Genomic DNA, 12315 nt, shown 5'->3' on the forward strand with positions numbered 1-12315 from the left:
AAAATCTTGAGCGCAGGACGCCCCCGGCCAGCCGAGGTGGGGAACTCATGGTTTTACGGCTCTACGATACCCGTACGCGCGCCAAGGTCGATTTCACGCCGATCGATCCCGATCGGGTGCGTATGTATGTCTGCGGCCCGACCGTCTACGACTTTGCCCATATCGGCAATGCTCGGCCGATCATCGTCTTCGACCTGCTGTTCCGCCTGCTGCGCCATGTCTACGGCGCCGCGCATGTCTCTTACGCGCGCAACATCACCGACGTCGACGACAAGATCAACGAGCGCGCGGCCGAGCGCGGCATCACCATCCGCGAACTGACCAATGGTACCCTGGCCCAGTTCCACCAGGACATAAGGGAACTCGGCGTGCTGATGCCCGATCAGGTTAATCAGCCCGGCCAGCCGCCGCAGATGGTCGAGCCGCGCGCGACCGATCATATCGAGGAGATGAAGGCCATCATCGAGCGCCTGGTGGCGCGCGGTGTCGCCTATGTCGCCGAGGAGCATGTGCTGTTCTCCGTCCATGCCATGGAGAAGCTCGCCAAGGTGCCGCGCTATGGCGCGCTCGCCCGCCGCTCGCTCGACGAGATGCTGGCCGGCGCCCGTGTCGATGTTGCGCCCTATAAACGCGACGCCATGGATTTCGTGCTGTGGAAGCCCTCGCATGGCAATCAGCCCGGCTGGCCAAGCCCCTTGGGCATCGCCACGCCCGGCCGTCCGGGCTGGCATATCGAGTGCTCGGCCATGTCGATGGCGACGCTGCTCACTCCTTATGGCGGTGGCATCGCCTGCGACGATCCGGCCCGCAACGTCTTCGATATCCATGGCGGCGGCATCGATCTCGTCTTCCCGCACCACGAGAACGAGATCGCCCAGAGCTGCTGCGCCTTCGATACGCCGGTGATGGCCAATGTCTGGATGCATAATGGCTTCCTGCAGGTCGAGAGCGAGAAGATGTCGAAGAGCCTCGGCAACTTCATCACCATTCGCGAGCTGCTCGGCAGCGACAGGTTCGGCGGGCGCGCCTGGCATGGCGACGTGCTGAGGCTCGCCATGTTGCGCACCCATTATCGCCAGCCGATCGACTGGACCTTGCAGGCCTTGAACGAGGCCCAGCAGACCCTGCTGCGCTGGTATGAGGAGTTGCCTGCGGGCGGAAGTGTCGACGCCGGCGTGATCGAGGCCCTGTCGGACGATCTCAACACACCGGCCATGCTGGCGCGCCTGCACCAGATCACCGATCCGGCCGACCGGGCGGCGACGCTCGCCTTTCTGGGCTTCAGCAACGATGCGGCAGCCCTGAAGGGGGACACGCATGTCAGCGATGGCCTGAGGCAGGAGGTCGAGGCGCTTCTGGCGGCCCGCAAGGTGGCACGTACCGAGAAGAACTGGCCGGAGTCCGATCGCATCCGCGACGAGCTCGCCCGGTTGAACATCGCCGTCAAGGACAATAAGGACGGCACTACCAGCTGGGAGGTCAAGCTCTGATGGCCAAGTCGACGTCGAATCCCGCGATGCCCAAGCCGGGGCTACGCCCCTTCCTGCCCGCCGATGCGCCGATCCTGGCTGAGATCTTCAGGGCCAGCATCCACGAATTGACGGGCGAGGACTATTCCGAAACCCAGCAGGAAGCCTGGGCCGAGGCCGCCGAGGACGAGGAAGCCTGGGGCAAGCGCCTTGCCGGCTGTCTCACCTTGGTTGCGACGGTCGGTGGCTCGCCGGTCGGCTTCATCGCCTTGAAGGGCAAGGAACTGGTCGATCTGCTCTACGTCCATCCCGCGGTTGCCGGGCAGGGCGTGGCCTCGACGCTCTATGGCGCCATCGAGCAACTCGCCAAGGCGCGCGGCGCCACCCAGCTCACCGTCGATGCCAGCGACACTGCCCGTGACTTTTTCCAAAGGCAGGGTTTCGTGCCCCAGCAGCGCAACACCGTGTCGCGCGGCGACGAATGGCTCGGTAACACCACCATGAAGAAGGCGCTCGTGGCCCCGCCCGATGCGAGCCGGCAATGACGCGCGATCGTCTCTATCTGTTCGACACCACCCTGCGCGACGGCGCCCAGACCACAGGCGTCGACTTCTCGCTCGCCGACAAGCAGGCGATCGCGCGCCTGCTCGACGATCTCGGCGTCGACTATGTCGAGGGTGGCTATCCCGGTGCCAATCCGCTCGACACGCAGTTCTTCAGCCAGCGGAGTGGTCTCAAGGCGAAGTTCACCGCCTTCGGCATGACCAAGCGGGCCGGGCGCTCGGCCGCCAACGACCCTGGCGTCGCCGGCCTCCTGGATGCGCAAGCCGACGCGATCTGCTTCGTGGCCAAGAGCTGGGACCACCAGGTGCGCATGGCCCTCGGCATCAGCCTGGAAGAGAATCTCGATTCGATCCGCGACAGCGTCGCCACCGCCAAGGTGCGCGGTCGCGAGGTGCTGCTCGACTGCGAGCATTTCTTCGACGGCTACAAGGCCAATCCCGATTATGCGCTCGCCTGCGCCCGCACGGCTTATGAGGCCGGCGCGCGCTGGGTGGTGCTGTGCGACACCAATGGCGGCACACTGCCGCATGAGATCGAGCGCATCGTCGGCGAGGTGACCAGGACGATCCCTGGCGGCCATCTCGGCATCCATGCCCACAACGATACCGAGCAGGCCGTCGCCAATTCGCTGGCGGCTGTCAGGGCGGGAGTGCGCCAGATCCAGGGTACGCTGAACGGGCTTGGCGAGCGCTGCGGCAACGCCAATCTCACTTCGCTGATCCCGACGCTCCTGCTCAAGCCTGCCTATGCCGAGCGTTTCGAGATCGGCGTGGATGCGGCCAGGCTCGAAAGCCTCACGCGCATCTCGCGCAAGCTCGACGAACTGCTCAACCGCATGCCCGACCATCATGCGCCCTATGTCGGTTCCTCGGCCTTCGCCACCAAGGCCGGCATCCATGCCTCGGCCGTGATGAAGGATCCTTCGACCTATGAGCACGTGCCGCCCGAGAGCGTCGGAAACCGGCGTAAATTGCTGGTCTCGGACCAGGCCGGCAAGTCGAACATCCTGGCCGAACTGGAGCGCCTGGGCCTCGCGATCGACAAGGACGATCCGCGCCTCTCGCGCCTGCTCGGCGCGCTGAAGGACAAGGAAGCGCAGGGCTATGCCTATGAGGGCGCCGACGCTTCCTTCTTCCTCCTGGCCAAGCGCATTCTCGGCAGCGTGCCGGAGTTCTTTTTCGTCGAGCGTTTCAGCGTCAATGTCGAGCGGCGCTGGAACGAGCGCGGGGAACTCGGCGTGTTCTCCGAGGCCATCGTCAAGGTCAAGGTCGGGACCGAGGAACTGATCTCCGCGGCCGAGGGACATGGCCCGGTGAACGCCCTCGACACGGCGCTCCGCAAGGATTTGGGCAAATACCAGTCGGTCATCGAGGACCTGAAGCTGATCGACTACAAGGTCCGCGTCTTCCAGGGCGGTACCGATGCCGTGACGCGGGTGCTGATCGAATTCCAGGACGCCGCCGGTGACCGCTGGGCCACGGTGGGTGTCTCCGACAACATCATCGATGCTTCCTTCCAGGCCCTGGTGGATTCGATGACCTACAAGCTGCTCAAGGCCGGCGCGGAGGTCTGAACTCCCCTGCGGGCCTTTCTCAGCGCCGGATCGCTTCGGCGTTGATATCTACGCGCACGACGTCGCCAATCAGGGGGATGAAGGCCTTCATGCCGAAATCCGAACGCCGGATCGTCGTGGTGGCCGTGAAGCCGGCGACCATGCGGTTGCCGCGCAACGGATCCGGTGCGACGCGGTTGAAGGTGGTTCGCAGCGTCACGGGCCTGGAGATCCCCAGCAGTGTCAGGTCACCGCCGAGATCGGCACTGCGCGGGCCACGGCGCTTCACCTTCGTGGTTCGGAAGGTGATCGTCTGATGGTGGGCGATGTCGAAGAACTCGCTCGACCTTAGATCTCCGTCGCGCGCAGCTACTCCCGTATCGACGCTGGACGCCTCGATCGCCACCTCGACCAGGCTTTGCTCGGGATGTGCCTCGTCGAGCGTCAGCACGCCCTTCAACTGGTGGAAACTACCGGAGACGGTGGAATAGCCGAGATGGTCGATGTGGAAGATCGTCTGGGTATGGTCGGGATCGAGATCGTAGAGATCGCCTGCCAGGACAGGGGACGAAAGGCAGCTACTGAAAAACAGCGCCGCCGCGCTCGCCTGGAAAAACTGCCTCATCGCATTGTCCATGCCCCCCGATCGCAAAACACCGTGGCATGAACACCCGAGGCCGCGATCCTATTCGATCGCAGCTCCTATTCGACCGCAACCCCTGGAGGCGGCTTCAGAGCGTCTCGGGTGCGACGCTCATTGCCATTTCGGTGCGCGAGATCTTTTCGATCGCTGCCGTGACCATCGGCACGACCTCTTCGGGTGTGTTGGCCACCAGCACGTCCACGGCGGTTTCGGGCCGAATGAAGCCCTCCTCGCGCATATGGTCGAGAATGTCGAGGAACCGTGTCCAGAAGCCGTCGATATTGACCAGCACGATTGGCTTCTTGTGCTGGCCGAGCTGGGCCCAGGTGAGCTGCTCGACCAGTTCCTCCAGGGTGCCGACGCCACCGGGAAGGGCGACAAAGGCATCGGCCCGCTCGAACATCAGGCGCTTGCGCTCATGCATGTCCTTGGTGACGATGAGTTCCTCGACCTCGGTGAGCATGCGCTCGCGCCGCTGCAGGAAGGTCGGGATGATGCCGGTGACCTGGCCGCCATTCTCGATGACGGCGCGGGCGACCGTGCCCATCAGGCCGACATTGCCGCCGCCATAGACGAGGCGGATGCCACCTTCGGCCATGTCCCGGCCGAGGCGCTCGGCGCCGGCGACATAGTCGGGTCGGGTGCCATTGCTGGAGCCGCAATAGACGCAAATCGAACGAAGCTTTGTCATGCCCCCGGTTTCGCATCGCAGCAGGGGCGGGGTCAAGTTGCTTTGCCGGAAGCATGTGCCGTGGGTGGCGCGCTATTTGCGGCAGACCCTGTCGAGAAGGGCATCCAGATCGCGGAAGCGGCCTGTCGAGACCATGACGGTTTCAGGCGTGGCGGAACTGCCTGCTTTCGGGCCGATGGTAAAGCGCAGGGAACGACTCGAGCCGAGCACGCAGAAGGTGGCGGGGGCAAGGATGATTGTCAGGGCCGGGGCAGGTGGCAGGATATTCCCGGGCGTATCCGAGAGAGCAAGCGTATCGTCGATCTGGAAGATTGCGACGAGGTCGGCGACGGGCAAGGCGACGTCGCCGATCGACGGCGTTATGCTGGCCTGTACGCTGTTGCCCTCTGCGGCCTGCCGCAGCTCGATATGCGAGATCATGGCCTTGCCCTCGAACAGTCCCGCCGGCACATCGGCGGTAGATGTGGCAGAGGCGGTGACGGGAGGGGGTGTCTTCGGAACCTCCAGCGCCGCCTGGAGCTTGAGAATCTGCCCTCTCGCATCCTGGCCGTCCGTGATGATTTTCGTCGCCAGGAGTTCACTGCGGTCCATGACGTGGATGTCGTTGTTGCCCGCAAGCTGAACCAGCTCGTTGATACCGGGATCGATGCCCATTTCGTCGAAAAATCGGGCAGCCTGGTCATATTGCGCCTGTGTCGTCTTTACCTTGATCCGACTGACCGACAGAATGTCCCGCCGGATGACGCGCCCGTTGAGCGTGGTCTGGCGCCAGCGTGTCAGAGTCCGGGAAGTGGCGAATTGATGCACACCGACCGGGCTGACCCAAAAGACGTGACGTGCTACGCCGCCGGCCAGCACGAACACACAGGCCGAATTGCAAAAAGCTCCCACATTGTTGGCGAAGCCGCGACGGCCCTTCATCAGGGTGTCGGTGCATTTCGTCTCCTCTGGCGCGCAGGGAGCCAACACTGTCCGACCGACAGTGACCTCCAGGCCCGCCCGGCGAATCAGGCGTCCCATGGCGTAGCCTGCGGCGACGTCTCCGCCGGGTGAGGTGAGGATGAACGGCAGCTTCCTGCCCCCGGTGGCTTTGAGGACCTTGCGCAGCAGCGCCGGCGTCGCGGCGGTGATGTCACCCTCCGCGGAAATCCATTCGGCGCAGCTGGGTTCGCAATCCGCTGCTGCACTGCGCACGATGAGAATGCGCATCGCCGCGCTTTTCGAACGTGTTCCAGCCGCTGTTTGGCCAGCTTGCGATGATAGGATTCCAAAAAGAATTGTCAGGCAAAGAGCAGATACAAACAGCGCCGTTCGTTTCATGGAACCTTCCGATCAAGCCCATGCGATGAAGAATATCGTGCGTTCCTCGAATTTCATCACAATTCTGCGGCAATGGCGCTGCAGTCGGTCGATACCGGCACGCGCCGGATATGATACGGTTGCAGGTGAAGTAAACCGGCGCGATACTTTGTTTGCCCGACATCTCGGCGGCGTGGCCTTTCGTCTTGCAGGCGGAGCGGGTAAGTAGAATTCGATGAAACGATGCGCGTTCTTGCATCGGGAGTAGATGATGGCAGTGGGCTGGAAGAGTCTGGCTGGAATAGTGGGAGCAGCGAGCGTTGTCAGCGTCGGTACGCTTTATAGCGTGCTGGTGCGCGAGCCTGCGCGGTCGCCGTCGTCGCTTGGCGGCGATACCAAGCCGGCGGTCACCGCCAATCCTCCTGCCGGCACGGCACAAAAGCCGGTGCCGACCGGCGGCCAGGTAGCCGGCAAGCCGGGATCGAGCGCTTCGGAGGCGGCCAAGACTGCCAATATCGAGGCGGCCAAGACCGACGCCGCGAAAGCTCCGACGGCCGCTGCCGAAGCTCCCAAGCCCGATTCCGGAAAGCCCGACACTGGAAAGACAAAGGCGGCTCCGTCGGACATTGCCAAAACTGAAGCAGCCCAACCCCAGCCTCCCAAGCCCGAGACGCCGAAGCCAGATGCTGCCAAGGGGCAGATTGCCCCGACCTTCGACATTGCCCGCATCGAGCCGGCCGGCAGCGCGGTGATCGCCGGGCGGGCCGCTTCCGGCGCCACGGTGGAATTGCTGCGCAACGGCAATCCCTATGCCCGCGTGGTCGCCGACATCAATGGAACCTGGGCGATCACGCCGCCGGCCTTGCCGAAAGGCCCCTGCGAGCTGACCCTGCGCACCACCTCGCCGGACGGCAAGGTGACCTTGTCCGAACAGACCCTCTCCGTGCGCGTTCCCGAAAAGCCGGGTGAAGAGGTGGTGGTCGTCCTCAACACGCCCGACCAGCCCTCCAAGGTCCTGACCGATGCGGCGCAGCCGGCAGGCAAGGCACCCGAGGCGCCGGCAACGCCGGCTCCGGCAAGCGCATCTGCCGATGCGGACAAGGCATCTTCGCGGGCCAATGTCTCGATCCGGACCGTCGAAGCGGACGAGATGGGCCGCTTCTTCGTGACGGGCCGGGCCGAACCGGGGGCCGCCCTGCGCATCTATCTCAACGATACGCTGGTGACGGGCGTGACCGCGGCTAAGGACGGGACCTTCGGCATGACCATCGAGAAGGGCATGCAACCGGGTAATTATCGGGTGCGTGTCGACGATGTCGCCGCTGCCAACGGGCAGGTGATGACACGGGCCGAGGTACCCTTCACCATGGTCGACAAGGCACCTACGGCCTCGGCTCCGGCCGTGGTGGCGGCGATCGCCACACCGTCGCGTTCGGGGGCGAGCCACAGCGGAGAGCCGGCTGCAACACCGTCCCAGCCGGCGACCAGGCCGTCGACCGCCGTGCCCGGCGCTGCCACCCCGATACCAGGTAAACCGCTTCCTGGCGAAACGGCTCCTGGCAGCAAGACGCAGCCGGCCGCGGCTTCCGTACCGGCCCAGGGGGCCTCTCCCGCAACCGAGTCCGGCAGCCCGGGAGCAGGCGCTACGGGAGCTGCCTCGTCTCCGACTCAGGCGGAAGCCGCACCGCCGGCCTCCGGCAATGCCGTGGTGCCGAAGTCTGCTGCGACGCCATCCGCCTCCAACCCTGCGACGCCCGCCACGGAGCCGGTGCAGACGAGCGAAGCCAAGCCGGCCCAGCCTTCGCCGCCGCCCTCGGTGGCGGTCATCCCGGAGATCCGCACCACGACGATCGTGCAGGGCGACAATCTTTGGCGGATTTCACGCAAGGTCTATGGCCAGGGCATCCGCTATACCTGGATTTACGACGCCAATACCGATCAGATCCGCAATCCCAACCTGATCTATCCAGGGCAGATCTTCGTCATGCCGGATAAGAAAGCCCCCTGAGTCGAGCGGGCACGGGCCTGGCCCAAGGCCCGGCATAACGAGATTTCGTCGCAAGACGCTTGCGGTCACGGCGTTCCAGACCTAACTACGCAGCGTCATCGAGAGCAAAGCGCATTCATGCCTGAACGCTTTTTGCTCCGATTCTTTGTTTCGACGCGTCGTTGCGATTCGAGGCGATTCAGTCAAATCGCAAAACGCTTTGGAAAACTCCTGATGCCGGCGCTCTCCGCTCTCCGGCCGAAAGATCGTTGATGCCGTCCGCCGACCCTTCCGCCGCTCCCAAGCGCGTCAGCGCAGACCAGGGTGCCTTTCTCCAGACCATGAAGCATTTGTGGCCCTATATGTGGCCACAGGACCGTGCGGACCTGCGCATGCGGGTGGTATGGGCCTTCGTGCTCCTGCTGCTGACCAAGCTCATCACCCTGGTCGTGCCCTACACGCTCAAATGGGCGACTGACGGCCTGGCGGCCGTCGGCGGCGGGCGCGAGCTCACGGGCCATACGCTCGCGGTGATGCTGGCCGGTGTGCCCCTCACCATGCTGGTGGCCTATGGCGCAGCACGCATCCTGATGACGGCAATCTCGCAATGGAAGGACGGGCTGTTCGCCGCCGTGTTCATGTATGCCGTGCGGCGGCTGGCGATCGAGACCTTCGAGCATATCCATAATCTCAGCCTGCGCTATCATCTCGAGCGCAAGACCGGTGGCCTGTCGCGGGTGATCGATCGCGGGCGCACCGGCATCGAGAACATCGTCCGCTTCGCCACCATCAACATCCTGCCGACCATCGTGGAGCTGGCGCTCTATCTGGTCATGCTGGTGCTGCAGTTCGACTGGCGCTATGCGCTGATCGTGCTCGTCACCACGGCGGTCTATGTCTGGTTCACCGTCAAGGCGACCGAATGGCGGATCAGCATCCGCCGCGAGATGAACGATTCCGACACCGATGCCAACCAGAAGGCGATCGACAGCCTGCTCAACTACGAGACGGTCAAGTATTTCTCCAACGAAGACCGCGAACTTGCCCGCTACGACCGCGCCATGGCGTCCTACGAGAAGTCGGCGATCCGGACCTACATCACCCTGACCTGGCTCAATATCGGCCAGGGCATCATATTCATGGCGGGCATGCTGGCTTCGCTGCTGCTGGCCGGCTACGGCGTCTATCACGGCGTCAACACCGTCGGCGATATCGCCCTTCTGAACGTAATGTGGCTGCAACTCGCCACGCCGCTGAACTTCCTCGGCTTTGCCTATCGCGAGATAAAGCAGGGCATCACCGATATCGAGACCATGTTCGAGCTGCTCGACAAGGATGCCGAGGTGAAGGACCGTCCCGGCGCGCAGCCGCTCGAGGTGCGCGAGGGGCGGGTGACCTTCGAGAACGTGGTGTTCAATTACGACCCCGACCGGCCGATCCTGCAGGGGCTTTCCTTCGACGTGCCGGCGGGCCGCACGGTGGCGATCGTCGGCCCCTCGGGCGCCGGCAAATCGACCATCTCGCGCCTGCTCTTCCGCTTCTACGACGTCAATGGCGGGCGCGTCATGATCGATGGGCAGGATGTGCGCGAGGTCACCCAGAAATCACTGCGCGCCGCCATCGGCATGGTGCCGCAGGATACCGTGCTGTTCAACGACACCATCCGCTACAACATCCGCTATGGCCGCTGGGATGCGACCGACGCGGAAGTGGAGGAGGCGGCCCGTCTCGCCCAGATCGACACCTTCATCCGCCGCATGCCCAAGGGCTATGAAACGGAAGTCGGCGAGCGTGGCCTTAAATTGTCGGGCGGCGAGAAGCAGCGTGTCGCCATCGCACGCACCATCCTCAAGGGGCCTCCGGTGCTGGTGCTGGACGAGGCGACCTCCGCGCTCGACAGCTACACCGAGATGGAGATCCAGGCGGCGCTCGAGCGCATTTCGGAAAACCGCACCACGCTGGTGATTGCCCACCGACTCTCGACGGTGGTGAATGCCGACGAGATCATCGTGCTCGACAAGGGGGTGATCGTCGAGCGGGGCAATCATGAGGAATTGCTGGCTTACGGCGGCGTCTATGCCGGCATGTGGAACCGCCAGCGCGAGGCCGACGAGGCTCGCGAGAAGCTCCAGCGCACCCAGGACGATGCCTCGCCGGCGGCCGATTATCGCGACGCACTGACCGGATAAGCGGTACGGAAGTCGTGTTTTCCTGACGCCCGCAGCCACGGCGCCGGCCCCGACTGCGGCTTTTGGTCAGCGTGGTGATGCCGGTCCACGACCGGGTGCGGTACCGCGCCGAGGCGATCGACAGCATATTGAGCCAGACGCTGGCCGATTTCGAGCTCGTCATCGTCGATGACTGCTCCACGGACAAGACCTCCGCTTTCCTCGAATGGTATCGCGGCCTGGAATGGCTGGGGTGATCCCGTCGATGCCGAAACCCGCTATGAGGAGGCCGAATTGGCAGAACTTCTGGGTTGGAGCGAGAAGGCGCGACAGGCCTTCCTTCGCCGCATGGAGGCGTAGGGGAGGGCGATCCCGGCCTCAGTTCAGCCCCGGTTCATCTTGTAGGCTGCTTATTCACCCGGCTGGGTGCATAGTCTTGCGTTACAGGATCCCTCTTCATGTCGACCCGACGTCGTTTTCTCGCTGGAGCTGCCGCCGCCGGCGCCACCATGCTTGCCGCTCCTGCACTGGCGCAGAACCTGATCGAATGGCGGATGGCAACGGCCTGGCCGAAAGGCCTGCCGGGAGCGGGCACCGGCGCTCAGCGCCTGGCCGATCGGATCGGCGTGCTCACCCAGGGCCAACTCACCGTCAAGCTCTATGCGGCCGGCGAACTGGTGCCGGGAGACCAGAACATGGCCGCCGTGATGTCGGGCGAAGTGGAGATGTCGCATGACATGTCGGCCTATTATCTCGCCAAATCGCCGGCCTTCGCCTTCTTTTCGGCCATTCCCTTCGGTCTGATCGCCCAGGAGTTCGATGCCTGGCTCTATGCCGGCGGGGGCAGGGCGCTATGGGACGAACTGGGCGGACAATTCGGCATCAAGGCCTTTGCGGCCGGCAATACCGGGGCGCGCCTAGGCGGCTGGTTCCGCCGGGAAATCAACAGTGTCGCTGATCTCAAAGGCCTGCGTTTTCGCATCGGTGGCCTGGCCGGCCAGGCTCTCGCCAAGCTCGGCGTTCAGCAGATGCTGATGCCCGGGTCCCAGATCCTGCCGAAACTCCAGGCCGAGGAATTGGATGCGGCCGAGTTCATGGGACCGGTCAACGATCTCAGCTTCGGTTTCCAGAATGCCGCCAAGTTCTGCTATTGGCCCGGCTTCCAGGAACCTTGCGCGGCGCTGCAGCTCCAGGTCAACCGTGCCAAGTTCGACGACTTGCCGGCCACCCACAAAGTGGCGATCGAGGTCGCCTGCGCCGAGGAAAATGCCCGCTCCCTGGCCGAATACGGCGCCCGGGCGCCCGGGGCGATCGCCCAGGCGGTGACTCAGCAGGGCGTCGTTCTCAAGCAGTTCCCGGACGAGGTGTTTCAGGCCTTCGGTACGGCCAGCGGGCAGGTTCTGAGCGAAATCATCGAAAATGGCGACGAGTTCATGCGCCGCCTCGCTGCCTCTTATTTCGGCTTCCGCCAGCAGACCCTGCTGTGGACCCGTATTGGTGACCAGGGTTACGCCAATATGCGCCTGCTCTCCTATGACTATCCCAAAGGCAGCTGATTGCTTCCTTGGCCTGCCGGTGGGTGCCGATCCTGCCAATTCTTGTCTGTGTTTTGGGACCGAGCTTGGCGCTGGAGAGGCGGGGTTACCGTGTAGCGTTGTTTTTTACCATTTGTATACGATTGGTATGACGTAAAGTTATTTTCTTATCTCTTGGCAAGACGGCTTCGAAGTTTTCGATCGTTTGCCTGTAGAAAACCATCTATCGATTACCTTTGAATGCAAATATGCGTCGCTTCATGGGAATTCCCTATCTAAGCATACGAGGAATGTTCAAACTTTATCGAATGTTTCGGTGGATCAGTTTATTGAGATGGTAGAATTGATTACGTGGTTAACCGTTTATTCATGATGATATACGGTGATGGGTTGATTGGCGGAGGTTG

10 protein-coding genes are annotated in these 12315 nt (G+C 63.4%); 7 read left to right on the forward strand and 3 right to left on the reverse strand.

Annotated elements, in window-relative coordinates:
* Positions 1-47 precede the first annotated feature (47 nt).
* The 3 genes from cysS to cimA are packed head-to-tail and all read left to right on the forward strand — an operon-like array spanning position 48 to position 3606.
* Positions 48-1490, forward strand: coding sequence for a cysteine--tRNA ligase (gene cysS / locus U1R88_RS10945; protein WP_322431243.1), 1443 nt, complete (start codon positions 48-50; stop codon positions 1488-1490).
* Entirely contained in the window at positions 1490-2014 is a 525-nt protein-coding gene (locus U1R88_RS10950; RefSeq protein WP_322431244.1) for a GNAT family N-acetyltransferase, read from the forward strand. Before cysS ends, U1R88_RS10950 begins: the two co-directional genes overlap by 1 nt.
* Entirely contained in the window at positions 2011-3606 is a 1596-nt protein-coding gene (cimA, locus tag U1R88_RS10955; RefSeq protein ID WP_322431245.1) for a citramalate synthase, read from the forward strand. Before U1R88_RS10950 ends, cimA begins: the two co-directional genes overlap by 4 nt.
* Before the next feature lie 19 nt (positions 3607-3625).
* Here cimA and U1R88_RS10960 read toward each other — a convergent pair whose 3' ends face one another.
* The 3 genes from U1R88_RS10960 to U1R88_RS10970 form a co-directional block, all read right to left on the reverse strand.
* Positions 3626-4210, reverse strand: coding sequence for a YceI family protein (locus tag U1R88_RS10960; RefSeq protein WP_322431246.1), 585 nt, complete (start codon positions 4208-4210; stop codon positions 3626-3628).
* 106 nt (positions 4211-4316) lie between these two features.
* Positions 4317-4919: an LOG family protein gene (locus tag U1R88_RS10965; RefSeq protein ID WP_322431247.1), complete on the reverse strand. Its 603-nt coding sequence runs from the start codon at positions 4917-4919 to the stop codon at positions 4317-4319.
* Positions 4920-4991: 72 nt separating this feature from the next.
* Positions 4992-6239, reverse strand: a complete 1248-nt coding sequence (locus U1R88_RS10970; RefSeq protein WP_322431248.1) for a COG3904 family protein — start codon at positions 6237-6239, stop codon at positions 4992-4994.
* A gap of 247 nt (positions 6240-6486) precedes the next feature.
* Between U1R88_RS10970 and U1R88_RS10975 the strand changes: the two genes are divergently transcribed.
* From U1R88_RS10975 to U1R88_RS10990, 4 genes are all read left to right on the forward strand, one after another.
* The gene (locus U1R88_RS10975; protein ID WP_322431249.1) at positions 6487-8226 is read left to right on the forward strand and encodes a LysM peptidoglycan-binding domain-containing protein; all 1740 of its coding nucleotides are present in this window, start codon (positions 6487-6489) and stop codon (positions 8224-8226) included.
* Positions 8227-8477: 251 nt separating this feature from the next.
* The gene (locus U1R88_RS10980) at positions 8478-10394 is read left to right on the forward strand and encodes an ABCB family ABC transporter ATP-binding protein/permease (protein ID WP_322431250.1); all 1917 of its coding nucleotides are present in this window, start codon (positions 8478-8480) and stop codon (positions 10392-10394) included.
* A gap of 77 nt (positions 10395-10471) precedes the next feature.
* Positions 10472-10630: a glycosyltransferase gene (locus U1R88_RS10985; protein WP_322431251.1), complete on the forward strand. Its 159-nt coding sequence runs from the start codon at positions 10472-10474 to the stop codon at positions 10628-10630.
* 201 nt (positions 10631-10831) lie between these two features.
* Positions 10832-11929, forward strand: coding sequence for a TRAP transporter substrate-binding protein (locus tag U1R88_RS10990; RefSeq protein WP_322431252.1), 1098 nt, complete (start codon positions 10832-10834; stop codon positions 11927-11929).
* Positions 11930-12315 lie beyond the last annotated feature (386 nt).

The sequence above is a fragment of the Labrys sedimenti genome, assembly GCF_034424805.1.
Lineage (GTDB): Bacteria > Pseudomonadota > Alphaproteobacteria > Rhizobiales > Labraceae > Labrys > Labrys sedimenti.

What these genes read in the sequence shown, in the direction of transcription:
- U1R88_RS10960 (WP_322431246.1), bottom strand. Translation starts at nt 4,210, where the DNA reads ATGAGGCAGTTTTTCCAGGCGAGCGCGGCGGCGCTGTTTTTCAGTAGC.
- U1R88_RS10990 (WP_322431252.1), top strand. Translation starts at nt 10,832, where the DNA reads ATGTCGACCCGACGTCGTTTTCTCGCTGGAGCTGCCGCCGCCGGCGCC.
- U1R88_RS10970 (WP_322431248.1), bottom strand. Translation starts at nt 6,239, where the DNA reads ATGAAACGAACGGCGCTGTTTGTATCTGCTCTTTGCCTGACAATTCTT.
- U1R88_RS10985 (WP_322431251.1), top strand. Translation starts at nt 10,472, where the DNA reads ATGCCGGTCCACGACCGGGTGCGGTACCGCGCCGAGGCGATCGACAGC.
- U1R88_RS10950 (WP_322431244.1), top strand. Translation starts at nt 1,490, where the DNA reads ATGGCCAAGTCGACGTCGAATCCCGCGATGCCCAAGCCGGGGCTACGC.
- cysS (WP_322431243.1), top strand. Translation starts at nt 48, where the DNA reads ATGGTTTTACGGCTCTACGATACCCGTACGCGCGCCAAGGTCGATTTC.
- U1R88_RS10980 (WP_322431250.1), top strand. Translation starts at nt 8,478, where the DNA reads ATGCCGTCCGCCGACCCTTCCGCCGCTCCCAAGCGCGTCAGCGCAGAC.
- U1R88_RS10965 (WP_322431247.1), bottom strand. Translation starts at nt 4,919, where the DNA reads ATGACAAAGCTTCGTTCGATTTGCGTCTATTGCGGCTCCAGCAATGGC.
- U1R88_RS10975 (WP_322431249.1), top strand. Translation starts at nt 6,487, where the DNA reads ATGATGGCAGTGGGCTGGAAGAGTCTGGCTGGAATAGTGGGAGCAGCG.
- cimA (WP_322431245.1), top strand. Translation starts at nt 2,011, where the DNA reads ATGACGCGCGATCGTCTCTATCTGTTCGACACCACCCTGCGCGACGGC.